Raw genomic sequence first — 25660 nt, forward strand, 5'->3', positions numbered from 1 at the left:
CCGTCGTCAGGACGCGGAGGTGAGGCCGGGGTGGACGAGGGAGGCGGCGATGTCGATCGCGGCCGCGACGTCGATGTCGGCGGAATACAGCAGGGTGCGTCCGACGGTCAGGCCGCGCACCCCCGGGAGCGAGAGGGCGTCCTCCCACGAGGAGAACGTGTCGTCGGGATCCGCGCCCGCATCCCCGCCGAGCAGCAGCACCGGCATCGTGGTCGCGGCGACGACCCGTTCCATGTCCTCGACGACGGGGAGCTTCATCCACGTCCGCGCGCTGCTCGCGCCGAGCCCCGAGGCGATGGCGATCGAGAGGATCACCCCCTCGGGGCTGAGGTCGTTGGCCACCCTCCCGTCGACGCGGCGGCTGAGGAACGGCTCGAGCATGATCGGCAGCTCCGCGCGGGCGGCGGCGGAGACCGCGGCGGCGGTCGCCTCGAGGGTGGCGGCGGTGCCCGCATCGTCCAGGTCCACGCGCACCAGGGCCTTCGCGAAGTCCACGCCGGACTCGACCATCGCGGGGACGTCGTATCCCGTGTAGCGGTCGTCCATCTCGAAGGAGGCGCCGCGGAGCCCGCCGCGGTTCATCGAGCCGACGAGGATCTTGTCGTCCAGCAGCCCGAGGACGGCGAGGTCCTCCAGGACGTCGGGGGTCCCGAGCACGCCGTCCACGCCGGGATGGCGGAGCGCGATCGCGAGACGCTCGAGGAGCTCGTACCGGTCCGCCATGGCGTACGGGGAGGAGCCGACCGCGAGGGCGCCGCGCGCCGGATGGTCGGCCGCGATGATGAACAGCCGTCCGTCGTCGCGGATGACGTCGCGCCGCCGGCGCCGAGCGAGGATCGCGGGGATCTCCCCCGGGCTCTCGGCGCGCACGGTCCGCAGCCGCGCGAAGTCCTCCTCGGTCAGCACGGACATCAGCGCTCCCCCTCCACGATGCGGGCGACCTCGGCCTCGGTGGGCATGGCCGTCGAGCACTCCCGCCGCCCGGCCACGATCCCGCCCGCGACGTTGGCATACGTGAGCGTGCGCTCCAGGTCCCACCCGGCGAGCAGACCATGGCAGAGCGCGCCGCCGAAGGCGTCCCCCGCCCCGAGTCCGTTCACGACGTCCACGACGGTCGCCGGGACCTCGATCCGCTCGGTCCGGGTCTTGGCGAGGACGCCCTTCGGCCCCTGCTTGACGATCGCGAGCTCCACGCCGCGATCCAGCAGCGCGTCCGCGGCCCGCTCGGGCTCCGTCTCGCCGACGGCGACCTCGCACTCCTCGCGGTTGCCGACCGCGACGGTGGCGAAGGCGAGCGCACGCTGGATCTCGGTCCGCGCCGCCTGCACGTCGGCCCAGAACATGGGCCGGTAGTCGAGGTCGAAGACGGTGTGGCGGCGACGCTCCCGCAGTGCGAGCAGGTCGATGTGCGTCTGCCTGCTCGGCTCCTCGCTGAGTCCCGTCGCCGTGAACCACATCAGCGCCGCCCCGCGCACGGCCTCCGGGTCGACGTCGGCCGGAACGATCTGCAGGTCGGGCGCCGTGGGCTCCCGGTAGAAGTACAGCGGGAAGTCGTCCGGGGGGAAGATCTCGCAGAAGGTGATCGGGGTCTTGTACGTCGGGTCCGTCGGCACGAACGCATTGCGCACGCCGAGCCGCGCCAGCTCGTCCTGGAGGTAACGGCCGAAGGGGTCGTCGCCCACCCGGGAGAGCAGGGCGACGTCGTGGCCGTACCGGGCGGCGGCGACCGAGACGTTGGCGGCGCTTCCCCCGAGGTACTTCCCGAAGCTCGTCACCTCGGCCAGTCCCACGCCGTCCTGCAGCGGGTACAGGTCGACGCCGAGGCGTCCGATCGTGAGGATCTCCGGTATCGATCGGTCCTGCGCCATCTCGCCCCTCTCCTCGGCTTATATGTCCTTACATTATCACTTAGGTGTCGAGACGGCGACGGATCGTGACGACCTGACCGCCCGGCACGGACAGCGATCCCGGATCCACCGCGCCCTCCGGCCGGCCGTCCAGATCCGTCCGCGTCCATGCCCCCGGCGCGGCGAAGCCCAGGACACGTTCCTCGTCGAGGTAGTTCACGAACCGGAGCTCCGCCCGATCGTCGACGCGGCGCGCCGACTCCAGCACGACGTCGCCGTCGAGCACCCCCGCCACGGCGGGCGCGGGAAGCGGCAGATCCCGTTCGCCCGTCCCCCGCACGACGATCGGGTCGTGCCGGAACAGATCCGAGGCGCGGACGATCGCGGCGTCATCGGACGAGGGCAGGATCGCGAGGTCCGTGTGGACGGCCACACCGAGGTACTGCGCGCCCGGGACCGGGATCTCGGACCCGGCCGGCTCGTCGCGGAGCGGATGGAGGTTGACGCTCATCATCCCCACGGAACGGGAGAGGGTGAGCGCCAGCGCGTCGTCGCCGCCCGGGGCGGACACCAGCTCGTACTCCGTGAGCTTGCGGACGAGCACGGCTGCACGGCCCGCCGCGGCGAATCGGTAGGCCGGGTAGGTCGGCAGCGGGTACTCGCCCCATCCGCCCTCGGCCTCGCGTCCGCGCGCGGTGATGCCGTACTGCCCGGCGCTGCGTGAGGCGTCCAGATCCACACCGCCGACCGGCACGAGGACCCTCAGGCGGTGGTCGGAGGCGGTGTTGACGTGGTCGACGCCGACCCGCAGGAACGGCTCGCCCTCGCGGAGCTCGACCGTCGTCTCCACGACCAGCGGCACGGTCGCGGAGGAACGGCGACGGCTTTCGTCGAGGCCCTCGGGAACGTCGTAGGCACGGCGGATGAGGAGGCGCCCCCGCAGCGGCCCCTCCTCCTGGACGACGATCTCCACCGACCGGGGCGTCGTCACGGACGAGGAGACGCCACCGTCGTCCGCGACCGGTCCGTAGTTGTAGGAGTCGCCGCGGTCGCCGTCGTCGACGATCGCCAGAGCGCCGTCGAGGACGGTCCCGTCCGCGGCCTCGATCCGCACCGTCCCGTCGTCCGCCACGGTCGCGGTCAGCGCGGCGTTGGCGAGGCTGCGCGCGGTCACCCGCACGGGGTCGGTCGGGGCGGGCGCTGCGGTCTCGGACACGGCCGCCAGTCCGAGCCCGGGCACATCGGCCGCGAGCAGGGCGCGCCGACGAGGATCCGCGATGGTCTCGACGTGCCAGACCGCCTCCCCCTCGGGGTCCGCCGCCACGCGCTCCTCGAGCTCCGCGGTGAAGGCCGCGAGGTCCCACACGCCCTCCGGGCTCTCCGCCACCCGGAACCGCAGGGACGACGCACCCCACGCATAGCCGTTGATCTGCTGCCCGAACAGCTCCCGGCCGTGGATGCGGCGGAGGATCTTCGGCAGGTCGGCCGTCCGCAGGCGCTCGTCGCCGAGGACGGTGGGGAGGGGGTCGAGCAGCTGCACGCCGGCGGAGAGCTCCCGCGCCTCCGCGTCGTGCAGCGTCACCTCGACCTGGGTGCGCCGCGCGGCTCCCGCCGGGTTGAACACGAGGTGCTGCGCCGGGGTGACGCCCCGCGCGAGGTCGCGCATCACGCTGTCGATCACGCCGCGTGCGATGTGCCCGGCCGTGTGGATGCGCGTGCCCACCTGCTCGGCCGTCGCGTCGACGCCGCAGCCGGTCACCGAGTCGTGCGCGGTGCTCTCCACGAGGCGATACCACGCGGTGTCGAAGAACCGGCGGTGGTCGCGCGAGCCGAAGACGAGGTCCAGTCGTTCCGCGGCGGCGAGCGCGCGCTCGGTCCGCCCCATCTCGGCCTTCAGGTTGGTGCGGATCGAGAACACTCCCGGGAGGAGGTTGCCGCGCGCATGCGAGCGCAGCTCGCCGCGGACCGCGGGAAGCCGATCGAGTGCGGCGTCGTCGGTGCCGTATCGGGCCAGGTGCTCGTCGAGCGTCGCGATCGACATGCGCGGTGCGCCGCCGAGCGCGTCGTAGGCGGCGACGACCTCGGTGAGGTCCTCGGGCGGAGCGGAGTGGTCGGTCCCCAGCATGGCGAGGACCGGGTCGTCCCCGTACCAGGAGGCGGTGCGCGCCGCGTAGTCCGGGGCGAGGTCGGCGAGCTGCCCCGCGAGCGCGAACATGTCCAGACCGTTCCCGTACCCGTCGAACAGGTACTCGCAGCGCACGGCGTCGCCGTTCGGCGCGGTCCAGGCGAACGCGTGCTCCCGCACGGCGGCCGGCGCGCCGCGCCAGAGGGCGCCGTGGCGGATCCCGAAGCCGCGCAGGATCTGGGGCATCTGCGCCGCGTGCCCGAACATGTCGGGGAGATACCCGACGGGCATGGCCCCGCCGAGCCGCGCGCTGGCGGCACGGCCGAGCTCGAGGTTGCGCACGATGGTCTCCCCGTCGCACGCGAACTCGTCGAGCAGGATGAGGAAGGGTCCGAGGCTCAGGCGCCCCTCCTCGACCAGGGCGACGACCCGGTCGCGGTTCTCCGGCCGCATCTCCAGATAGTCCTCGATCGCGGCCGCCTGCCCGTCGAGTGTGAACCGATAGGCGGGCTCCTCCTCCAGCAGCGCGAGCAGCCGGTCCAGCATGTGCACCAACCGCAGCCGGAACACGTCGTGCGGCTCGTACCACTCCCGATCCCAGTGGGTGTGCGGGACGACGACGATCTCACTGCTCACGGACGGGACTCCGGTTCTCTCGGGGGCGGTTCGGTGGGGGCGGGGCGACGGTTCAGGCGCTGAGCGCCAGGATCCGCCGGTCGGGGTGCAGCAGGGAGTACGGGCCGGCGGCGGGATCCGCGTCGAACTCCGCACGGGCTCCGTGGACGGTGCGTCGGCCGCCGAGACCGTCGACGAGGATGAGCCCGTCCGCGTCGATCGCGACGAGCGCACCGTCCAGGCGCAGCAGAATGGGCGCGGTGAGGACGTCCGGGACGGTCAGGCCGTCCCGTTCCGTGACGCCGCCCATGATCGCCGTGCGCCCGGCGGCGACGCCGGCGAGGATCGCCTCGGCGCTGGGCTCCTCGGCCGCGACCCAGGTCGTGGGGGTCCCGGGCCCTACGCGCTGACCGCGCATGTGGAAGTCGGAGCCGCCCAGGAGGGTGACCCCGGTGCCCCACCGCGCGAAGAACGCGAGCGGTGACGTCGCGATGAGCTCCCGGTACCACTCCGAGTGCCACAGCTCGAGCGCGCGCGGCAGCCGTTCCAGCGGGTGCAGCCACGAGCAGTCCCCGCCGAGCGGATGGTTCACGCTCAGCACCCCGCCGCGGCGATCGACCTCGTCGACCCATTCCTGAGCCGGTCGGCGGAAGTCGATCCAGCCGATGTCGCCGAAGGCGTTGGCGTGGCCCCGGTGGGTGGTGACCTCCTGCCCCGGCAGCAGCGTGATCCCCTGCCGTGCGCCGACCGAGGGGAGGTGCGCGTGATGGCTGGTGGTGTTGTGATCGGTGACGGAGAGGAAGTCCAGGCCGGCTGCGGCGCCGAGCGCCGCCAGGCCGGAGATGCTCTCCTGGCCGTCCGAGTGGAGAGTGTGCCCGTGGAAGTCGCCGGCGTACCAGCGCATCCCGGCGGGAGCGGGCAGCCCTCGCGCGCTCCCGCGCGGCACGCCGCGCACCGGGGCGGCCTCCGGACCGTGGTCGATGCCCGACTCCGCCGGCGTCCGGACCTCCACGACCACGTCCGCGCCGCCCGGCGCCAGCCGGTGCACGCCCAGGATCACGTTCCATTCGCCCTCTTCGAGGGGCCCGGGGAGGTAGCCGGGCGTGGCGTCGTCCGCCCGGATGACGTACGACGTCCGCGCTCCACCGGACCATCCGCGCCAGCCCGCCGCCCCCTCGCACCCGAGGTCGATCACCGCCGCGGCCGCGTCGTAGGCGATACGGACCTCGATCGAGTCGGTCCCCGCGGGGACCTCGAACGGCACCCGCACGTAGCGGTCCTCGTTCTGGATCTCGTGCGTGAGGTGCAGCGCGGTGCGGTCGATGCCCATCAGCCGATGCGCTCCGTGCTCTCCTCGTCGAACAGCAGCGCTCGCGAGAGGTGGGGGACCACCCAGCCTCGCGCGCCCGGCTCCGGCTCATGCTCCTCGGGGACGACCACCTGCAGCTTGTGCTCACCGGCGCCGACGAGGACGAGGGTGCTCGCCCCCAGCGTCTCGGTCACGATCACCTCGGCAGGGATCCCTCCGGCCGAGGGCTCGGTCGACCAGGTGACGTACTCCGGCCGGATCCCGAACACGACCCGCTGCCCCTCCGCGACCAGCGCCGCGGTCTCGGCGGGCAGCGGCACCGCGGTCTCGCCGATCCGCACGGTCCCCGCGGACACGGCGGTGGGGATCAGGTTCATCGGCATGGATCCGATGAACCCGGCCACGAACGTGTTGTTCGGACGGTGGAAGATCTCCCGCGGCGAGCCGATCTGCTGGAGCTTCCCGGCCTTCATGACGGCGATCCGGTCGGCGAGCGCGAGCGCCTCGGCCTGGTCGTGCGTCACGAACACCGTCGTGACGCCCAGGTCGCGCTGCAGCTCCTTGAGGAAGGTGCGCGCCTCCAGACGCAGCCGCGCATCCAGGTTCGACAGGGGCTCGTCGAGCAGCAGGACGTCGGGCCGGGTGGCCACGGCACGGGCGAGCGCGACGCGCTGCTGCTGTCCGCCGGAGAGCTGACCGGGGCGACGCTCGATCAGACCGTCCAGGGACAGCCCGTTCGCGACCGACTCCGCCGTCGCGCGGCGCTCTCCCTTCGCGACCCGCCGGATGCGCAGGGGGTAGGCGATGTTGTCGCCGACGTCCATGTGCGGGAACAGGGCGTAGTCCTGGAAGACCATGGCGACGCCGCGCTCCCCCGGCTCGGCGTTGGTCACGTCCTTGTCGCCGATCGTCAGGCGGCCGGAGGTGATGCTCTCCAGGCCCGCGATCGAGCGCAGCAGCGTGGTCTTCCCGCATCCGGAGGGGCCGAGGAGCGCGAAGAACTCGCCGTCGGCGATCTCCACGTCGATGCTGTCGACGCCGCGCACCCCGCCGGGGTACTCCTTGACGAGCTCGTGGGCTGAGATTCTGGCCATCAGGACTTGATTCCTCCGTGGAAGCGGAAACCGTAACGTCGGTTGACGAAGAAGTAGATGAGGAGGACCGGCACCGAGAACACCAGCGAGAACGCGGAGATCAGGCGCAGATCCGCCTGTCCGCTCTCGGTGTAGAAGGTGTACATCAGCACGGCGGCCGGCTGCATGTCGGGCGTGCGCAGCAGGAGGAACGGGACGAGGAAGTTGCCCCACACCTGCACGATGGTCCAGATCGCGATGAACGCGAGGCCGGGCCGGGCGATCGGCACGACGACGTCCTTCAGGATCCGGAACGGGCCCGCACCGTACAGCCGCGCGGACTCCTCGTAGGACTTCGGGATCGAGTCCATGAAGTCCTTGAGGATGAAGATGACCGTCGGGAGGATCCCTCCCGCGAGCACCAGGATCACGCCGACGTGGGTGTTGATGAGCTGCAGCTGGGTGATGAGCTGGAACGTCGGGACCATGGCGGCGGTGCCCGTGACGATCGAGGACAGCAGCAGCAGCGCGTACAGGATCGCGTCGCGCCCGGGGATGTTGATCCGGCTCATCGCGTAGGACGCGAGCGCCCCGAGCACGATGACGACGACCATCGTGCCGATCCCGAGCAGGAGCGAGTTCCCGATCGATCGCAGCGCGTAGGGGTTCTCCGCCAGGCGCGCGAAGCTGTCCAGGGTCCAGTCCGGCCACGACACCGTCAGCGACGGCGTCGCGTCGAAGGGAGCGAGCACGAGCCAGACCATCGGCAGCGCGAAGAACAGCGACACGACGACGAGCACGAGCACGAAGAGCACGCGCGAGACGAAGTGGATGACGGACCGGTCGCGGGCGACGGTCTTCACGGCGGACATCATGCGCGGGCCTCCTTCGCGCTCTTCGATCCGGTCTTCCGTCCGCTCTTCCCGCTCCGGCCCCGGGAGACGCGCATGTACATCAGCGCGATGACGAGGTTGATGAGGAGCATGATGAGCGAGATCGCCGCCCCGAGCCCCAGCTGGCCGCCCGGGATCGCCGTGCGGTAGATGTACACGGACAGGATGTCGGTGGCTCCGTTGGGCCCTCCTGCCGTGAGCAGGTAGGGCGTGAACGTGTTGAACGTCCACAGCGTGATCAGGAGCGTGTTCGTCAGCAGGTGGCCCTTGATGTTCGGCAGGATCACGTCGCGGAGCTGCTGCCAGGTGTTCGCGCCGACCATCCGCGCGCTCTCCAGCTGCGACGGTGGCACGGCGCTGATGGCGGAGGAGAACAGCTGCATCGAGAACGCCGTCCCGACCCAGACGTTGAAGATGATGATGCACTCCATGGGGTGCTGGATCAGCCAGGCCGCCCCTTCCGTGCCGAGAAGCGCGTTGAGGGTGCCGCTGCGGCGGTCCAGGAGCGCGAGCCACAGGAACGATGCGACCGAGGCCGGGATCACCCAGGCGGCGAGCACGAGCGTCTCCACGGTCGTCTTCACCCAGCCGCGGACGTTGCGCAGCATCCACGCCAGCGCGAAGCCCAGCACGGTCTGGCCGATGATGCCCGACACCAGGACGAAGACGAGCGTCAGCCAGAGCGAGTTCCAGAACTTCGGGTCGGCGAGCGCCTGGGAGAAGTTGTCCAGCCCCACGAACTGCGGGTTCGCCGCGGCGAGGCCCGTGAGCCGGTAGTCGGTCATCCCCAGGTAGACCGTCCACAGCGCGGGGAAGAGCAGGAACAGACCGATGAGGATCAGGCCGGGAGCGGCGAACAGCGTCGCCCGGACGCGGCCCAGCCCCGCCACGTCCTCCGCCCGGCGCCGGCGGGGGCGCGGACGCCCCCCGCCGGCATGGTCGCGTTCGCGGTCACTTCGAGATCGCGTCCTCGCCCACGACCCCTTCGAGACCGCCGACGTACGTCTTCAGCGCGTCGTCGACCGAGGTGCCCGTGGCGACGTCGAGCGTGGCCTGCTGGAGCAGCACCGACACCTGCGGGTAGGCCGCGAGGCCGGGACGGTAGGCGGTGATCGGGAGCACCTCGTCGTTGACGAACGTGAGCATCTTGTCGCTCGCGAGGATCTTCTCGTTCACGTCGGTGCGCGGCGTGATCGAGATGGTGCCCGCGACGCGCGCCTCGAACGCCTCCGGCGAGTTCATGAACGCCAGCAGCTCCCACGCGAGCTCAGGGTTCTTCGAGTTCGGGTTGAGCACGCGACCGGTCCCGCCCGACATCGAGACGAAGTCCTGGCCGTTGATGCCCTTGCCCGGCTTCACGGCCGGGATCTTCGCGTAGCCCACGACCTCGTCGCGATCGGCCATCGGAGCGGTTCCGACGCCTTCGGCGGGGTTGATCACCGATCGCCAGAAGTAGTCGCCCTCGAGGAGGATGCCGATCTTGCCCTCGGCGAAGAGTTGGAACGACGTGTCGCGTCCGGAGGCCTCCTGCTGCAGCACCGGGTCGCCCAGTCCCTCGTCGACGTAGATCGTCTTGTAGAGGTCGAGCGCCTCCTTCAGGCCGTCGCTCGCACCGATCCACTTCCCGTCCTCGTAGACCTCCTCGCCGGTGCCGACGATGAGCGGGAGCAGACCCTGCATGGTCGTCGCCTCGCCCATCGCGGTGCCCGCATTGAGCTGGATCGGCGTCACGCCCTCGACCTTCTTGAGCGCCTTCGACGCCTCGATGATCTCGTCCCAGCTCGTGGGCTGCCAGTCCTCAGGCAGTCCCGCCTCGGCGAAGAGCGTCTTGTTGTAGTACAGGACGCGGCCGTCGGCGCCCTGCGGGACGCCGTACCGGTCGCCGTCGAACGACAGCGCGTTCTGCACGGCCTCGGGGATCTGCGCCCAACCGTCCCAGTCGTCGGAGGACGCGGCCACGTCGGCGAGCGGCTTGATGTACCCGGCTTCGGCGAACTCCCCCACCCAGATGCCGTCCATGCCGATAATGTCGGCGCCCTTGCCGGACTGCAGGTCCAGGGCGATCTTCGTCTTGTAGTCCTCGTCGTCCACGCCCTGCGGCTGGAACTCGACGGTGACGTCCTTGCCGTCGGCCTTCATCGCCTTCTCGAACTCCGGGACGACGTAGTCGGCGATCCAGTCCGCCTCCGCTGCGTTCTTGCCCCCGGTGATCGAGTTGGCGGTCAGGGTGAGCGTGACCGGGCCGGATTCTCCGCCACCGGATTCCCCGCCCGCGTCGCCGTTCGAGGCGCCGCCCGAGCAGCCGGCCAGCACGACCGCACCGGCGGCCGTGAGCGCGAACGCCGTCAGAAGCCGGCGCTTTCCGTTCGTGATCATTGTCGACCTTTCTGTGTGACGACCGGTGTGCGCGCCCGGCCGTGCTGAGGTGTTGCGGGACGGGACTACTGCTCCGATGCGGCCTCGACGCCCGGATCGAGCGCGAGGCCCTTCGAGACCGCGAGCGCACGGATGATCCGCTGCCCGACGCGCACGTCGTCGACCGACTCCTCGACGCCCGCCCCGTCGGGACGCTCGCCGCGGACCAGCGCCGCCAGCGCGGACAGCTCGTTCTCGAAGGCCTCCTGCTGCATCCAGCGCGACTCGGTCACGCTGATGCCCAGCTCCGGATCACCCTGCGTCACGCGCAGGACGGTCGGGAGGTTGGTCACGTACGGCACCCCGAAGACGAGCTCGATCGTGCCGCCCTCGTGGTGGAAGGCGACGGTCTCGCGGTAGTCCGGGTAGCCGTCGATGTAGTGCCAGTCGATGGTCCACGGCGTCTCGTCCCGGGCGAGCGTGCCGCGCGCATGGACGGATCCGGGCATCTTCGGGCCCCAGTGCTCGGCGTGGTGGACCTCGCCGAGTCCGCCCACGAGCATCCGCAGCAGGCCGACGTCGTGGATGATCGACCCGAGCACCACGTTCGTGTAGAGGGTCCGCAGATCGGCGGGCAGCGAGGCGCCCACGGCCGTGTCCACGACGTCGGAGGTCGCGGACAGGATCGGCGCGAGCATCTCCGGGGTCACGTCCCCGGTCGGCGCGGCCAGGCGCGCATAGGCGAGCTGCGACCCGTCGAGCGGGTGCAGGACCTGCACGCTGACCGCACGCAGCGTGACGTCGGCGAGGAGCTCGGCGGCGCGCCGGGAGGCGTGGTCGTACTCCTTCATGTAGCCGACCCGCACCCAGTCGCGCAGGTCGATGCCCGCCCCGTCCGCGTACGTGCGCAGGGCGTCGAGCTCGGCGAGCGAGTAGGACAGCGGCTTCTCGGCGAGGACCCGGATCCCGGCGCGGACGAGCCGGAGCACGTCGCCCGCGTGCGATCCCGTGGTGGCGAGGATCGCCGCGTCGACACGGGACTCACCGCTTTCGACCGCCTCCGCCAGGGCCTCCACCGAGGCGAACCGGCCCTCGTCCGCGACGCCGTACCGCGCCGCCATGTCCGCGACCCGCTCCGCGGAGAGGTCCACCAGCGCCGCGATCTCGAAGTCCTCGGCGTTGCGGCGCAGCAGCGGCAGGTGCACGCTCTGGCTGATCGCCCCCAGGCCGATGACGGCCACCCGCGTCCTGGTCATGCGAACCACCGCCGCAGCGCCTCGCGGTTCGCGACCTGATCGGTCCGTGCGCGGTCGATCTCCTCGATCGAGCGCGGGACGACGTCCTGCTCGACGACGAGCCAGCCGGAGTACCCGTCGTCCACGATCTCCTGCACCAGCGCATCCATGTCCAGATCCCCTTCGCCGAGCGCGACGAACACGCGCTTCTCCCAGACCGAGCGCATCGGGTCGTCGGCCTCCATCGCCTCCGCCAGCACCCGGGTGCGGGCGTCCTTGAGGTGGAGGTGGTTGATGCGGTCCTTCCACCGGCGGTAGTCCGCGAGCGGGTCCCCGCCGCCGATGAGGAGGTGGCCGGAGTCGAAGGTGAGGCCCACGTCGGTGGAGGCGAGGAACGCGTCGACCTCGGCGGGCGTCTCCACGTGGGTGCACGCGTGGTGGTGGAAGGTGGGCTCGAGCCCGCGGGCGCGCACGCGCTGTGCCGCGATCCCCACCCGCGCGGCGAAGCGGTCCCAGTCCGCGCCCTGGAGCATCAGCTCGGGTGCACCGCCCGGACGCGCCCGACGCTCGGCGCTGCCCGCGTCGGCCAGGGTCGGCAGCGGAGCGAGCGCGGGCCCCGCCTCCGCGGCGGCCACGAACACGTCGAGCGTGTCGTCGAGTCCCGCCAACGCGGCGTCGAACGTCTCCTGATCGGCGGTGAACGGCAGATCGACCCATCCCCCGGCCAGCTCCAGCCCGTGGCGGCGGAGGCGGTCCACGAGCTCCTCCCCGCGCCCGAGGAGTCCCACCGGCCCGAGGTCGATGCCCTGGTATCCGGCCTCGCCGATCCAGGCGGCGAGCTCCTCCCCGTCGGGCAGGGCGACGAGATCGGGCCGGGCGAGCTCGAAGACCCCGTAGCTCACCGGCGCGTTCGCGATGCGGATCACGCGTGTTCCTTTCCTCATCGAAGGAGCAGACCCCGCTCGGAAGGGTGTGGAGCCCGGGTCCGCCGAAATGTTAGCAAGTAACGACATATGCATCAATGGGTGTCCTGATGAACGATCGGAGACCTCTCGCGGACGGGGAGGAGACGCCCCGGGAAACGACGCTCGCAGCGCGAGACCACGGCTTCCGGGGCGTTCCCGAGGCCAATCGTCCGATTGTCGCTACAATGTGACCGCGTCGCTTCGGCGCGGCGTCGCAGAAAGCGGGGATCGATGGCCGACGACACCGTCCACTGGCCGAACGAGCTGTTCGCCGACATCGACCGGACCGGCCCCGTCCCCCTCTACTTCCAGGTGTCCACGCGGCTCCAGCAGGCGATCCGCTCGGGGACGATCCCGGCCGGGGCCCGCCTGGAGAACGAGATCTCCATCGCGGAGCAGCTGGGCGTCTCGCGTCCGACCATCCGGCGGGCGATCCAGGAGCTCGTGGACAAAGGCCTGCTCGTGCGGCGCCGGGGCATCGGCACCCAGGTGGTGCAGGGCTCGGTCACCCGGCAGGTGGAGCTCACCAGCCTCTACGAGGACCTGCAGAGCGCGCACCACGAGCCCGGCACCGAGGTGCTGGTGCACGAGGTCGTCCCCGCGGACGACCAGGTCGCGGCCGCCCTGGGCTGCGAGCCGGGGACCGAGGTGCTGCACCTGCGCCGCCGGCGCAGCACGGACGGCGTCCCCGTCGCGGTCCTGGAGAACTACCTGCCCGCCGAGTTCGCCGTCGTGACCGCGGAGCAGCTCGAGGCGCGCGGCCTCTACCAGATCCTGCGCGCCCGGGGAGTGGCCATCCGGGTCGCCAAGCAGACGATCGGCGCGCGACGGGCCGAGGACGACGAGGACGAGCTGCTGGGGATCGACGAGGGCGGCCCCGTCCTCACGATGGAGCGCGTGTCGTTCGACCAGTCCGGCGCGGCCGTCGAGTTCGGCATCCACTGCTACCGCCCGGACATGTACAGCTTCGAGACGACCCTCGTTGCGAAGTAGCCCGCCCGGTCGCTCACCGGCCCCAGCGAGGGTCGTTGAGCGAGCGCAGCGAGACGAAACGCCCCCAGCCGCGCGTCACCACGTTTCGTCTCGTCGCTGCGCTCCTCGCCCAACGACCGACACGCCCCCACCCCCGGTCGTTGAGCGAGCGCAGCGAGACGAAACGCCGACGCCCTCCGGCAGACTGGAGGGCATGGAACCGTGGATGTGGATCGTCGCCGTCGTCGTGCTGCTCGTGATCGCGGGGGTCCTGGTGCGGTCGCTGAGCCCGAAGCGCCCGGAGCCGCTGAGCCCGGCGACCGCCTCCGCGGCGCCGGCGACGACCGCCATTCCGATCGCGCGCGCGGACGGCACGATGGATCCCGCCGTGGTGGCCGAGATCGACCGGCTCGTCGCGACGGACCAGAAGATCGCCGCGATCAAGGTGCTCCGCGATCACCAGCCCCTCTCCCTGCAGGAGGCGAAGGACCGGATCGACGTCTGGATCCCCGGCTCGGCGCCTCAGCCCGCGTCGGCCGCGCCGCGCGGCTTCTCCGCCGACTCCCTGCCGCCGACGACCCGCGCGGAGATCGACCGGCTCGTCGCCGCCGGACAGCCGATCGCGGCGATCAAGATCCTCCGGGAGGCGACCGGCCTCGGACTGAAGGAGTCGAAGGGCGTCATCGACTCGTGGCGCTGACGACCTCTCCCCGCTGAGAGGATGGACCCGACCCGAAGGAGACCCGCATGACCGATCGACTCGCCCGCGCCCGTTCCGCCGGAGTGCTCGCCGTGCTCCGCGCCCCGTCGCCCGAGTCCGCGCTCGACACGGCCGAAGCCCTGATCCGCGGCGGCATCAGCGGCATCGAGGTGACCTACTCCACCCCGGACGCCCCGGCCGTCATCCGAGAGCTCATCTCCCGTCACGGCGCGGACGCATACGTCGGGGCCGGGACCGTGACGACCCCCGCCGAGGCCGCCGCCGCCGCGGAGGCCGGCGCGGAGTTCCTGGTCTCGCCGGGCACCCGCCCCGATCTGACCCGGGCGATGATCGAGACGGGCACCGTGGTCATGACCGGGGCGCTCACCCCGTCGGAGGTCATGGAGGCGCGGGAGCTCGGCGTTGACGTGGTGAAGATCTTCCCCGCCTCCCTCGGCGGCCCCTCCTACCTCAGCGCGCTGCGCGGCCCGTTCCCGGACGCCCCGCTCATGCCGACCGGCGGCGTCACCCCCGACAACCTCGCGGAGTGGTTCGCCGCGGGGGCCGTCGCCGTGGGCGCCGGGGGCGACCTGGCGCGGGGCGCGTCGATCGCCGCGGGAGACTGGGCGGACATCGAGCAGCGCGCCGTGCGCTTCGCCGCCGCCCTCGCCGCCGTTCGCCGCTGACACGCGCACGCACCGGCCGTCCCGCACACCGGCGCGCTTCCCGCCCGTCGAGGCACGGGTCCCGAACCACTCGGCTCCCGCACAGCCGCATTTGGTATACCAATTGCATGACGCTCTTCCGCTCACCCCGCCTCCCCGGCGCCGTCGCCGCCGCGGTCCTGGCCGCGACCGCGACCCTGCTGGTGACCGGCTGCGCTCCGGCAGCCGAGGACGGGTCACCGGCCCCGCCGGCCTCCCGCACCCCCGCGCCGAGCATGACCGCCCCTTCCCCGACGACCCCCCGAACGGAGACCGAGATGGCCGCGATGGACTCCGCCCTGTATTCCGCCGCCGCCACCGGTGACGCGGCGGCGGTCCGCACCGCGATCGAGGGCGGCGCGAACCTCGAGACACGAGGAGCGGCCGGCATGACGCCGCTCGTCGCCGCGACCAAGGAGAACCACGTCGAGGCCGCCCGCGCGCTGATCGAGGCCGGGGCGGACGTGAACGCCAAGGACGACATCCAGGACTCCGCGTACCTCTATGCCGGCGCGCGCGGGCACGACGAGATCCTGCGCCTCACCCTGGCGCATGGCGCGGATCTCGCGAGCACGAACCGCTTCGGCGGCACCGCGCTGATCCCCGCCTCCGAGCGTGGCCTGCTCTCCACGATCGGGATCCTGCTGGAGGCCGGGGTCGACCCGGACCACGTGAACGACCTCGGCTGGACGGCCCTGCACGAGGCGATCGTGCTGGGCGACGGCTCCGAGCGCTATGTGCTCGCCGTGCGCGCTCTCCTCGACAGCGGTGCGGATCCGACGATCCCCGACGGCAACGGCACCGCGCCGCGCGACCTCGCGCGGCAGCAGGGCTACGACGCCATCGTCGCCGAGCTCGACAACGCCCGTCCCCGGTAGCCGAGTGGTCAGTTTCTGTGGGTTGAGACGCCGCCAACCCGCAGAAACTGACCACTCGAGAGACGGGGGGCCGTCGTGGGCGTCAGTCGAGGAAGATGTCGGGGTACAGCCGGTCGTCCGCCGTCCCGGGGACGGCCGCGTACGCGGAGAAGTCCGTGACGCCGTCCGCCTCGAGCACGTCCTCCACGATGAGGGACTGCCCGGTGTACTCGCGCGCAGGCTTGGTCAGCACGGCGTACGCCGCGTCCGCGTAGATCTCGGGCGTGCGGCTCGCGGCCATCACCCGATCGCCGCCGAGGAGGTTCTGCACGGCGGCCGTCGCGATCGTCGTCCTCGGCCACAGGGTGTTTGCAGCGATCCCGGCCTCGGCGAACTCCGCGGCGAGCCCCAGCGTCACCATCGTCATGCCGAACTTCGCCAGCGAGTACCCGGTGTGCGCGCCGAGCCACCGCGGCGTCGGGTTCAGCGGGGGCGACAGCGACAGGATGTGCGGGTTCGGGGAGTCCTTGAGGATCGGGATCGCCGCGCGAGACAGGAGGAACGTCCCGCGCACGTTCACGTCCTGCATCAGGTCGTACTTCTTGGCCGGGAGGTCCAGCGATCCGGACAGGTCGATCACGCTCGCGTTGTTGATCACGGCGTCGATCCCGCCGAACTCGCCCTGGGTCTTCAGCACCGCCTCGGTGATGTCGTCGTCCTCCCGCACGTCCCCGACGATCGGGAGCGCTCGGCCGCCGGCCGCGCGGATCTGCTCCGCCGCGGTGTGGATCGTGCCCTCGAGCTTCGGATGCGGCGTGTCCGTCTTCGCCAGCAGCGCGACGTTCGCGCCGTCCGCCGCCGCGCGAAGAGCGATCGCGAGGCCGATGCCGCGGCTTCCGCCGGACATGAGGATGGTCTTGCCGGCCAGCGGCTTGGTGTCGGTCATGGTGCTCCTCGGGGTCGTGTCGGGGTGATGCGCCGCCATCCGCTCCGGTGGACCGGAGCGACGGATCGCGGCGCGAGAGCGGGCGGCCTACTTCGGCGCCATGCGGATCGCGCCGTCGAGGCGGATCGTCTCGCCGTTGAGGTAGCCGTTCTCGACGATGTGCTGGACGAGCGCGGCGTACTCGTCGGGACGCCCGAGCCGCTGCGGGTACGGCACCTGCTGGCCGAGCGAGGCCTGCGCCGCCTCGGGGAGTCCCGCGAGCATGGGCGTCTCCATGATCCCGGGGGCGATCGTGCACACGCGGATCCCGTAACGGGCCAGCTCCCGCGCGATCGGCAGGGTCATGGCGTGCACGCCGCCCTTCGACGCGGCGTAGGCGGGCTGTCCGATCTGCCCGTCGAAGGCGGCGACGCTCGCCGTGTTGACGACGACGCCGCGATCCCCGCCCTCGGTCGGCTCGGTGCGGGCGATCGCCGCGGAGGCCTGCGAGATCACGGTGTAGGTGCCCACGAGGTTGATGCGGATGATCCGCTCGAAGCCGGACACGTCCGTCGGATTGCCGTCGCGGTCCAGCACCTTCGCCGGGGGCGCGATGCCGGCGCAGTTCACGACGATCCGCAGCGGCGCCTTCTCGGAGGCGCGGTCGACCGCCGCGCGCACCTGGTCGACGACCGTGACGTCGGCGGGAGCGAAGGCGAAGCCGTGCTCCTCGGCGACCGCCGCGCCGTCGGACCCGGGCAGGTCGACGATCGTGACGACCGCGCCGGCCTCCGCCAGACGACGGGCCGTGGCGAGTCCGAGTCCGCTGGCGCCTCCGGTGACGAGAGCGCCTGATCCGTGGATCTGCATTCGTGTTCTCCTTCGAACGGGTGAGCCCGAGTCCCAGCCTAGGCGGTCCTGAGTCCCACCGCGGTCATCGCCGGAGCGGGCCCGGCGCGGGCGGGTCTCGCGTGCGAGCCTACGTCAGCGCGCGTCTGGCGGGGAGCCCGGCCACGGCGGCGCCGCATCGGCGGCCACCGGGCAGGATGGAGGCATGACCATCCCGTCCGAGCCCGTCACGATCCCCGACCGCGTCCGGGACCTCGGCGGCGACGCCGAGCTCGTCTGCGTGTGGAGCAACGACTATGGCGGGCTCACGTTCCGTGCGACTCCGACGGGCGGCGAGGCCTTCTACGTCAAGTGGGGACCACGCAACGCCGAGTCCTCCATGCGCGACGAGGCCGAGCGGATGCGCTGGGCAGGATCGTGGATCCGGGTCCCCCGCGTCCTCGCGCACGGCGAGGACGACACACACGAGTGGCTCGTGACGACGGCGGTCGAGGGGCTGAGCGCGGTGGATCCGCGCTGGGCCGACGAACCCGAGACCGCGGTGCGCGCCGTCGGGGAGGCGCTGCGCACGATGCACGACGCGCTGCCCGTCGCGGAATGCCCCTGGGAGTGGACGGTCCCCACCCGCATCGCGAACGCGGCGGCGCGCGGGCTCGTGGTCCCCGAGGCGCTGCGGACCCCGCCCGCCGTCGACCGGCTCGTGGTCTGCCACGGGGACGCCTGCATGCCGAACACGCTGATCGGTCCGGACGGACGCCCGGCCGCGCACGTCGACCTCGCCGCGCTCGGGGCGGCCGATCGCTGGGCCGACATCGCCGTCGCCTCGATGAGCACGGAGTGGAACTACGGCCCCGGGTGGGACGACGTGCTCATCGAGGCGTACGGCGCAGAGCCCGATCGGGAACGGCTCGCGTACTACCGCGATCTGTGGAACGCCACCTGATCGCGCCGGCTCAGTAACGCAGGCCGTGCCCGAACCGGAAGGTCGGGTCCTCGGTGTCGAACGCCACGTCGGAGCGGCTCGCGATGACGGCGGCGTCCGACCTCGGCAGGTCGAACGGCAGCGCCCCCTGAGGACCGCGGTCGCCGAACAGCACCGCGAGCACGGCCTGGTCGGACGCGCCGTAGTCGGCGAGCACCGCGCGGGCGGACTCCTCCAGGCCGCCGAGCACGGCGGGGCGGTCGAGGTAGACGTCGATCACGGTCGGCACCGTCTCGGCGATACGGGTGAGACGCGCGTGCTCCTCGGCCGGGAACTCCAACGACCCGGAGTGGAACATCGCGGAGAACCCGCCGCGGTCCCGGTCCTCGAACGGCGCCTTGATGCGCAGGATCGCGACGTCCGCCTCCTCGGGCGTGGCCACGACCGTGGCGAACCCGCCGAGCACCTCGGCGTCCACGCCCTCGGCGTAGACCGAGACGCCCCGCGACAACGGCAGGATCGCGTCGGTGTTCGTCAGGAGCGTGAGCGAGTCGCTCTGCGCGGCGAGCCCCTCCTCGACGAAGTCCGCGCGGCCGACCACGGCCTCGGCGCGGTCCTCGTCCACGAACGGGTCGTCGAAGAGCCCGAGGCGGAACTTCTCGCGCAGCAGCCGCCGGACCGAGACGTCGAGACGCTCCTCCGAGACCGCACCGCTCCCGAGCAGGTCCAGGAGGACGTCGGTGCACAGCTCGCCGCCGAACTGGTCGACGCCGGCGTCGAGCGCCTTCACCATCCGTTCCGGGCGGGTCAGGTGCTCCAGCCCCCACGCCCGCGCCGGCATCGGCGTGCCGAGGATCTCGGCGTCGGTGAGCAGGCCCCAGTCCGTGCAGACGATGCCTTCGAAGCCGAGCCGGTCGCGCAGCAGATCGGTCAGGACGTCCTTGTTGAAGCCGAACCCGACCTCCTCCCAATCGGTGCCGACGGGCTTGCCGTAGTAGGGCATCATCTGCGTGGCGCCGGCGCCGATCGCGGCGATGAACGGCCGGAGGTGGTACTCCTGCGCTCCTCCCGGATACACCTGCTCCTTGCCCCACTCGAAGTGCGGATCCTCGCCGTCGAGCTGCGGCCCGCCCCCGGGGAAGTGCTTGACCATGGTCGCCACGGAGTCCGGTCCGAGCTCTTCGCCCTGGAAGCCGCGGATGTAGCCGACGACGAGCGCGGAGGTGAGGTCCGCGTCCTCGCCGAACGTGCCGTTGATGCGCGACCAGCGCGGCTCCGTGGCGAGGTCGATCTGCGGGTGCAGCGCCACCCGCAGCCCGACGGCGAGGTACTCCTGCCGCGCGATGTCGCCGAAGCGCTGCAGCCGCTCCGGCGAGCGCAGCGCGGCGAAGCCCAGCGTCTCCGGCCACTGGGAGAAGGGCCCCGCAAGGATCGAGGTGAGGGGGTTGTCGCTGAACGCGTGGCGCGGATCCGTCGAGAACGTGAGGGGGATGCCGAGGCCGTCCTCCCGCGCCACGCGCTGCAGCACGTTGTGCCAGACGGCGAACTCCCGTCCGTCCGGGGCGGCGCCGAGGATGTTGAAGTGGTTCATCCGGCGCTTTCGCACCATCGACTCCGCCGACGGGATCCCGAACGTCGGGTTGCCGACGGACGGGTCGCCGAACGCGACCATGGTGTGGAAGAGCATGCCCGCCTTGTCGGCGGCGTCCATGCGCGACAACACGTCCTCCACCCGCTGCTCGACCGGCAGCGCCGCATCCTGGTACGGGAAGCGCACCTCGTCCTGTGTCATTCCTGTTCTCCTCACTCGATCGCTGCGGTCAGCGCGCGGACTTGATGAACCAGACGCAGAACGCGCCCAGGATGCTCAGCACGATCCCGACCGGGAACAGCCCGGCGTACCCGAACACGAGCACGATCGCACCGGCGACGCCGGGAGCGAAGGTCTGCGGCAGCGTGGCGGCGATGTTGACGACCCCGAGGTCCTTCGCGAAGGACTTCGCCGACGGGAGCACCTGGCTGATGAGCGCCGTGTCCACGGCCTGGAACATGCCGAACCCGAACCCGATGATCGCCGTCATCACGAGCCACGACGTGTAGGTCGGCCAGATCCACGGCAGCGCGAGCGCGACGCCCATGACGACGGACGAGCCGAACACGAAGGGCTTGCGACGCCCGATCCGGTCCGACAGCGGGCCGGAGATGATGGTGGCGACGATCGTGCCGACGAGGCCGACCATGCCGAGGACCGGGATCACGGTGTTCGGGTTTTCGACGCCCAGGTAGTCGCCGAGGATGTAGAGCTGGTAGCCGGTGACGCCGAAGTAGCCGGTGTAGAGCAGCAGCCGGCCGGTGAAGGCCCAGAAGAAGTCCGGGTGCTTGACCGGGTTCACCCAGAACGTGCGCAGGAAGTCGCCGAGGCGGAACGGCTCCCGGGCGAAGTTCGTGCTGGGGTGGTCGGGGTTGAAGACGACGAAGAGGGTGAGCACGAGGAGCGCGAACGCGGCGAAGAAGACGTACCCCATGACGAGGTTGTCGAACAGCATGGCGCCGACGATCTGGCCCCCGAGAGCGCCCGCCATCAGCCCGATGCCGAACAGCGTGGCGAACGTCCCCCGACGCGAGACGGGCACCCGGTCCGGGAGGACGGCCGACAGCGGTCCCTGCGCGACGTTGTAGAACACCTGGACCAGGCACCATCCGATCACGATCCCGACGAGCGAGTTCGCGAACGCGAGACCGACGAGCGACAGCCCGCCCGCCAGCGCCCCGAGGAGGATCCAGGGTGCGCGCCGGCCGTACTTGGACCGTGTGCGGTCGGAGATCTGGCCTGCGGCCGGCTGCGCGATCATGGCGCAGAGCGCGCCGATCGTGGCGACGATCGCGAAGTAGGCGACCTTCTGCTTCTCGTCCGGGTAGAGCAGTTCGATCTGGTGCGGCAGCAGGATGCCGGGCACCGCACCCCAGATCACGAAGATCGCGAAGTTCGCCGGCAGGATCCATCCGAGCAGACGCGGCAGGCCGCGCACGGGCGGGGGCGGGTCGTCCTCGCCGGACGCGGTCGCGACGAAGGTCGTCTCGGTCAGGGGCGCACGCACCTCATCGGGTGCGTCGGAGGGGATCGACGACATCGTCCGTCCTTCGGGTCGGGGGCGCTGCCGGCCGGGTGTCCGGGAGCGCCGAGGGTCCGCCGCGTCCTCGCGGCGATAGGCACGCTAGCACGAATACCTGCACATGTGTAGGTTTTTGAGGACGGGTACGCTCGGCGACGGATCTCCCCGATCTGCGCGCGACGGATCGATGCGCCCGCTGCAGTGTTCCGGGGACCGGAGAGTCGATGACGAGGGAGCGGATGACCACCACACGCGGATACACGACGGGGCGCGCCCGCCGCGCGCAGATCATCGCCGTCGCCACCGAGCTATTCGGTCGCGTCGGCTTCAACAGCGCCACGATGCGGGAGATCGCCGAGGCCTGCGACATCACCCGCGCGGGCCTGTCGCACCACTTCCCCACCAAGGAGTCGCTGATGGAGGCGGTGCTGGAGACCCGGGACGTCGAGGACCGCGAGCGGTTCCGCCGTAACGGCTCGCGCGGCTCCGACGGCCTGGGCGTGCTGCGGGGCATGGTGGATCTCGCGCGCCACAACACCCAGGTCCCCGGCATCATCGGGCTCTACGCGGTATTGTCCGCGGAAGCGGCCGCTCCCGACCACCCTGCGCACGACTACTTCGTCCGTCGCTACGCGCGGATCCGCGAGGGCACTGCGACGGCTCTCCGCCGTGCTCGGGACGCTGGGTTCCTCGCCGCCCACGTGGACGAGGATCAGGCCGCCGCGGAGCTCACCGCGATCATGGACGGGCTGCAGCTGCAGTGGCTGCTGGATCCCGACTCCGTCGACATGGCCGCCGCCGTCCGCCGCCGGATCGAGGAGCTGCTGACGGTCCCCCTCGACCCGCCCGCCTGACGACGGGGCCCGGCACGGTCAGGACCAGATGAAGCGGAACGTCCCCGCCGCGACCGCGGCGGCCAGAGCGGCCGCCATGATGGCGAGACCGCCGAGGAGGGCGACGGCATCGCGAGGGGACAGGCGGGACGGACGCGACCAGGTCCGCGGGATCCCGGATCCGAACCCGCGCGCCTCCATCGCCATCGCCAGCTTGGTGCCCCGGCGCACCGCGAACACGAGCAGCACGAACGCCATCGACGCGACCCGGCGGATCACCCCCCGGTCCCCCACGCCGCGGGCGCGCCGGGCCAGGGACATGGTCCGCCAGTCGTCCACGAACAGGCCGAGCATGCGGGTCCCGGCGAGGACGCCCAGCACGAACCGGCTGGGCAGGCGCGCGACCTGCGCGAGCGCGTCCGCCAGTTCCGTGGGATCGGCCCGGCCGAACAGCAGGATCGTGGGCAGCCCGAGCGCGATCACCCGGATGCTCACCGCGACCGCGAGCTGGATCGACCCCTCGCTGATCGCCGCGACGCCGAACGTCCAGAACACCCGGCCCTCGGGCTCGGCGTAGAGGAGCATGCTCACGCCGGCGACGGGGGCGACGAGCAGGAGCAGCGACAGCCGCGTCAGCACCGTCCGATAGGAGAGCCCGGTCAGGGGGACGCACAGCAGCTGCAGTCCGATCGCGACGAGACCGCTCACGACGTCGATCGACGCGAACAGCGGGATCGACAGCACCAGGGCCAGGAGGATCCGGGTGACGGGGTTGACCGCGGAGATCCAGCCGCGCGGGGCCTCCTCCCCCGGCGTAGGCACCGGGAGCGCGACGTCACGCGGCGAGCGGACCGGTGCCGTCATGCCGCCCTCCCGAGCCCCGTATCGGCACGGGCGAGGTCGACGCGGCGACCGCCGAGCAGATCGATCACGGCCTCGTCGTGGGTGACCGCGACGATCGACGTGCCCCGCGCGATCTGCTCCTGCAGGAGCCGGACGAGCTCGATCCATCCCCGCCGGTCCTGCCCGAACGTGGGTTCGTCGAGGACGATGACCGAGGGCGACGCCGCGAGCGCGGTCGCCACCGAGAGCCGGCGCTTCTGACCGCCGGACAGGGTGAACGGGTTGGCGGCGGCGAGCGGGGCGAGGTGCAGCCGTTCGAGGAGCTCGCCGACCACCGCGTCGATCCGAGCGGAGTCCCATCCGAGCGCCTTCGGCCCGACAGCGAGCTCGTCGCGCACGGTCTGTGTGAGGAACTGGTGCTCGGGCTCCTGGAAGACCGTCCCGATCCGGGTCAGCAGCTCGCGCGACGACCAGGAGATCGGCTGCAGTCCCTTGCGTCCGCGCAGCGCCTCGTCCGCGAGGACCTCGCCGGAGAGCGGGCGCAGGAGCCCGGCGAGGGTGAGCGCGAGGGTCGATTTGCCTGCCCCGTTGGGGCCGGTCACCACCGTGGCCGCTCCGGCCGGGACGGCGAGGTCGAGTCCGGTCCGCACCGGGCGACGCCCGTCCCTGCTCACCGCGAGATCGACGGTCCTGAGGATCGCCGGGTCCGCCTCACCCGCGGCGGGCAGGGCGGCAAGGCCGGTCGGACGGCCCGGGATCCAGACGCCCGCAGCCGCGAGCGCGTCGCCGTGGCGGGCGAACACCTCCGCGGGTGGGCCGTCGGCGAGCAGCCCCCCGTCGGCGGCGAGCACGATCACGCGGGTCATCAGGTCCGCCCACACCGGCGTGCGGTGCTCCACGATGACGGCCGTCGCCCCCGTCTCGGCGAGGACCCTTTCCACGCTGGCACGGATCCCGGCGACGCCGTCCGGGTCAAGGTTGGCCGTCGGCTCGTCCAGCAGGAGCAGTCCCGGGCGCATCGCGAGCGCGCCGGCCAGGGCCAGCCGCTGCTTCTGACCGCCGGAGAGGGCCGCCGTCGGTCGCTCGAGCGGGACGTCGAGCCCGACCGCGTCGAGCGCCTGCGCCACCCGGACGGGGATGCTCGCGGCGGGAACGCCCAGGTTCTCGCAGCCGAACGCGACATCGTCGCCGACCTTCGACAGGACCACGCCCGCGTCCGGGTCCTGGAGCACCAGGCCGATGCGGCCGCGGCGCTGCTCCGGGTCGGCGCCGTCGACGTGCAGCAGACCGGCGCGCTCGCCCTCGTCGGCGTCACCGAGCAGCCCCGCCATCCCGGCGAGCAGCGTCGACTTGCCCGCCCCGGAGGCACCGAGGAGCAGGACGCGCTCGCCCGGCTCGATCGTGAACGAGACGTCGCGGACCGCGGGCAGGCGCCGTCCGGCGTAGCGCCACCCCCAGCCGTCGGCGACGACCCGTACGGGTGTCGTCACGTCAGACCTCGCGGCGCCGCTCGCGCCCCGCGGCGAAGCGGCTGAGCGCTCCCGTCGCGGCCAGCGCGCGCACCAGCAGCCAGCCGACGAGCCCCGCCAGCAGCGCTCCGGACACGACCACGCAGCCCAGGTAGATCGCGTTGAACTCGACCGACTTCAGGATGTTGGGCGAGCTGCCGTAGAAGAGCTCGAAGACCCACGCCGCGGCGCCCGCGCCGATGCCCGCGAGTGCGGCGACCGGCAGCGTGAAGCGACGGTAGAGGAAGAGCGCGAAGACGAGCTCGGCGCCGAGGCCCTGCACGAGTCCGGACAGGACTGTGGAGACGCCCCAGACGTTGCCGATCATCATCGAGACGATGGCCGCCACCAGCTCCACGACGAGCGCCGCGCCGGGCTTGCGGATCACGAGGCCGCCGACGACGCCGCCGATCAGCCAGATCCCCACGGCGATGCCGCCGAGACCGGGCGTGAGGCCGTCGGCGGCGGTGAACCAGGCGTAGCCGACGGTGTTCCAGACCCAGAAGACGAGGCCGAGGGCGACGCCGAGCACGGCGGCGACGACGATGTCGACGACCCGCCAGCGCAGGTTCCTCGTCCCCGTGGCAGTGACGACGGCGGATGCGGACGTGTTCATAGAGACTCCTCCCTGCGCCGGCATGATCCGGATCAGGTTCGACGGTCGAAGCGCGGATCGCTTCCTCTCAGCCCGGCTCGCCGGACTCCCGTGGTGTGTCCGCCCATCCTACCGCGACGCCCCGGTCGTTGAGCGAGCGCAGCGAGACGAACACGCCCACCCCGGTCGTTGAGCGACACTTCGACTCGCTTCGCTCGCTCAGTGCAGGTCACCGCGGGACGAAACGCCCCACCCTCGTCGCGGCGGTCGCGCAGGGCCCGGCCGGTACGGTAGATGCCGTGACGAACGACGACCACGGATCGACCCCGAACGCGCCCGCCGAGGCGCCCGAGGAGGCGTCCGCGGTCGCCGTGACCCCGGAGGGCGCCGGCGCGACGGACCCGACGCCGGACCACGCCCCC

Annotated in this window: 23 protein-coding genes and 1 riboswitch; of the genes, 6 read left to right on the forward strand and 17 right to left on the reverse strand. The window is 71.8% G+C overall.

Annotated features, from left to right (window positions below; genetic code table 11):
* Positions 1 to 6: 6 nt before the first annotated feature.
* The 10 genes from MR1_RS08970 to MR1_RS09015 form a co-directional block, all read right to left on the reverse strand.
* Positions 7 to 912 (reverse strand): Cgl0159 family (beta/alpha)8-fold protein, encoded by a 906-nt coding sequence (locus MR1_RS08970; protein ID WP_067245205.1) that lies wholly within the window; start codon positions 910 to 912, stop codon positions 7 to 9.
* A complete protein-coding gene (iolC, locus tag MR1_RS08975; protein WP_067245206.1) occupies positions 912 to 1868 on the reverse strand; it encodes a 5-dehydro-2-deoxygluconokinase in 957 nt (318 codons plus the stop codon). The genes MR1_RS08970 and iolC overlap by 1 nt, the downstream gene beginning before the upstream one ends.
* A 40-nt stretch (positions 1869 to 1908) precedes the next feature.
* The gene (locus tag MR1_RS08980) at positions 1909 to 4608 is read right to left on the reverse strand and encodes a glycoside hydrolase family 38 N-terminal domain-containing protein (RefSeq protein ID WP_067245207.1); all 2700 of its coding nucleotides are present in this window, start codon (positions 4606 to 4608) and stop codon (positions 1909 to 1911) included.
* 52 nt (positions 4609 to 4660) lie between these two features.
* Positions 4661 to 5917, reverse strand: a complete 1257-nt coding sequence (locus tag MR1_RS20070; RefSeq protein ID WP_067245208.1) for a CehA/McbA family metallohydrolase — start codon at positions 5915 to 5917, stop codon at positions 4661 to 4663.
* Positions 5917 to 6990, reverse strand: coding sequence for an ABC transporter ATP-binding protein (locus MR1_RS08990; protein WP_067245209.1), 1074 nt, complete (start codon positions 6988 to 6990; stop codon positions 5917 to 5919). Before MR1_RS08990 ends, MR1_RS20070 begins: the two co-directional genes overlap by 1 nt.
* On the reverse strand, positions 6990 to 7844 hold the full coding sequence (locus tag MR1_RS08995; protein ID WP_217996208.1) for a carbohydrate ABC transporter permease: 855 nt from the start codon (positions 7842 to 7844) through the stop codon (positions 6990 to 6992). Before MR1_RS08995 ends, MR1_RS08990 begins: the two co-directional genes overlap by 1 nt.
* Positions 7841 to 8752, reverse strand: coding sequence for a carbohydrate ABC transporter permease (locus MR1_RS09000; RefSeq protein WP_067245211.1), 912 nt, complete (start codon positions 8750 to 8752; stop codon positions 7841 to 7843). Before MR1_RS09000 ends, MR1_RS08995 begins: the two co-directional genes overlap by 4 nt.
* Before the next feature lie 61 nt (positions 8753 to 8813).
* Positions 8814 to 10238 carry an extracellular solute-binding protein gene (locus tag MR1_RS09005; protein WP_067245214.1) on the reverse strand — a complete coding sequence of 475 codons (1425 nt, stop codon included), beginning with the start codon at positions 10236 to 10238 and terminating at the stop codon, positions 8814 to 8816.
* A gap of 65 nt (positions 10239 to 10303) precedes the next feature.
* A complete protein-coding gene (locus tag MR1_RS09010) occupies positions 10304 to 11473 on the reverse strand; it encodes a Gfo/Idh/MocA family protein (RefSeq protein WP_084344485.1) in 1170 nt (389 codons plus the stop codon).
* Complete coding sequence (locus MR1_RS09015; protein ID WP_231819736.1) at positions 11470 to 12378, reverse strand: sugar phosphate isomerase/epimerase family protein; 909 nt, start codon at positions 12376 to 12378, stop codon at positions 11470 to 11472. The genes MR1_RS09010 and MR1_RS09015 overlap by 4 nt, the downstream gene beginning before the upstream one ends.
* Before the next feature lie 270 nt (positions 12379 to 12648).
* Between MR1_RS09015 and MR1_RS09020 the strand changes: the two genes are divergently transcribed.
* The 4 genes from MR1_RS09020 (at position 12649) to MR1_RS09035 (ending at position 15671) form a co-directional block, all read left to right on the forward strand.
* Positions 12649 to 13410, forward strand: a complete 762-nt coding sequence (locus MR1_RS09020) for a GntR family transcriptional regulator (RefSeq protein WP_067245220.1) — start codon at positions 12649 to 12651, stop codon at positions 13408 to 13410.
* 193 nt (positions 13411 to 13603) lie between these two features.
* On the forward strand, positions 13604 to 14089 hold the full coding sequence (locus MR1_RS20075) for a ribosomal L7/L12 family protein (RefSeq protein WP_067245223.1): 486 nt from the start codon (positions 13604 to 13606) through the stop codon (positions 14087 to 14089).
* 47 nt (positions 14090 to 14136) lie between these two features.
* Positions 14137 to 14775: a bifunctional 4-hydroxy-2-oxoglutarate aldolase/2-dehydro-3-deoxy-phosphogluconate aldolase gene (locus MR1_RS09030; protein ID WP_067245226.1), complete on the forward strand. Its 639-nt coding sequence runs from the start codon at positions 14137 to 14139 to the stop codon at positions 14773 to 14775.
* A 107-nt stretch (positions 14776 to 14882) separates the two neighbouring features.
* A complete protein-coding gene (locus MR1_RS09035) occupies positions 14883 to 15671 on the forward strand; it encodes an ankyrin repeat domain-containing protein (protein WP_084344486.1) in 789 nt (262 codons plus the stop codon).
* A gap of 82 nt (positions 15672 to 15753) precedes the next feature.
* On the opposite strand, the gene MR1_RS09040 is transcribed toward MR1_RS09035, so the two are convergent.
* Together MR1_RS09040 and MR1_RS09045 are read right to left on the reverse strand one after the other, a co-directional pair.
* On the reverse strand, positions 15754 to 16596 hold the full coding sequence (locus MR1_RS09040; protein WP_067245228.1) for an SDR family oxidoreductase: 843 nt from the start codon (positions 16594 to 16596) through the stop codon (positions 15754 to 15756).
* A gap of 87 nt (positions 16597 to 16683) precedes the next feature.
* Positions 16684 to 17445 carry an SDR family NAD(P)-dependent oxidoreductase gene (locus tag MR1_RS09045; protein ID WP_067245230.1) on the reverse strand — a complete coding sequence of 254 codons (762 nt, stop codon included), beginning with the start codon at positions 17443 to 17445 and terminating at the stop codon, positions 16684 to 16686.
* A gap of 184 nt (positions 17446 to 17629) precedes the next feature.
* Between MR1_RS09045 and MR1_RS09050 the strand changes: the two genes are divergently transcribed.
* Positions 17630 to 18367 (forward strand): aminoglycoside 3'-phosphotransferase, encoded by a 738-nt coding sequence (locus MR1_RS09050; RefSeq protein ID WP_067245232.1) that lies wholly within the window; start codon positions 17630 to 17632, stop codon positions 18365 to 18367.
* A 10-nt stretch (positions 18368 to 18377) separates the two neighbouring features.
* Here the strand turns inward: MR1_RS09050 and MR1_RS09055 are convergent, their stop codons facing one another.
* Positions 18378 to 20138 (reverse strand): glycoside hydrolase family 3 protein, encoded by a 1761-nt coding sequence (locus tag MR1_RS09055; RefSeq protein WP_067245234.1) that lies wholly within the window; start codon positions 20136 to 20138, stop codon positions 18378 to 18380.
* A 28-nt stretch (positions 20139 to 20166) separates the two neighbouring features.
* The gene (locus MR1_RS09060) at positions 20167 to 21477 is read right to left on the reverse strand and encodes an MFS transporter (protein ID WP_067245236.1); all 1311 of its coding nucleotides are present in this window, start codon (positions 21475 to 21477) and stop codon (positions 20167 to 20169) included.
* 221 nt (positions 21478 to 21698) lie between these two features.
* On the opposite strand from MR1_RS09060, the gene MR1_RS09065 reads away from it, so the two are divergent.
* Entirely contained in the window at positions 21699 to 22313 is a 615-nt protein-coding gene (locus MR1_RS09065; RefSeq protein WP_067245238.1) for a TetR/AcrR family transcriptional regulator, read from the forward strand.
* Between the two features lie 18 nt (positions 22314 to 22331).
* On the opposite strand, the gene MR1_RS09070 is transcribed toward MR1_RS09065, so the two are convergent.
* The 3 genes from MR1_RS09070 to MR1_RS09080 form a co-directional block, all read right to left on the reverse strand.
* Complete coding sequence (locus tag MR1_RS09070; RefSeq protein ID WP_084344488.1) at positions 22332 to 23156, reverse strand: energy-coupling factor transporter transmembrane component T family protein; 825 nt, start codon at positions 23154 to 23156, stop codon at positions 22332 to 22334.
* The gene (locus MR1_RS09075) at positions 23153 to 24625 is read right to left on the reverse strand and encodes an ABC transporter ATP-binding protein (RefSeq protein ID WP_084344489.1); all 1473 of its coding nucleotides are present in this window, start codon (positions 24623 to 24625) and stop codon (positions 23153 to 23155) included. The genes MR1_RS09070 and MR1_RS09075 overlap by 4 nt, the downstream gene beginning before the upstream one ends.
* Position 24626: 1 nt before the next feature.
* Positions 24627 to 25259 (reverse strand): ECF transporter S component, encoded by a 633-nt coding sequence (locus MR1_RS09080; protein ID WP_067245240.1) that lies wholly within the window; start codon positions 25257 to 25259, stop codon positions 24627 to 24629.
* Positions 25252 to 25361, reverse strand: a riboswitch (TPP riboswitch). (Overlaps the previous gene by 8 nt.)
* Between the last annotated feature and the right edge of the window lie 299 nt (positions 25362 to 25660).

The sequence above is a fragment of the Microbacterium resistens NBRC 103078 genome, assembly GCF_001552355.1.
In the GTDB taxonomy this organism is placed as follows: Bacteria; Actinomycetota; Actinomycetes; order Actinomycetales; family Microbacteriaceae; genus Microbacterium; species Microbacterium resistens.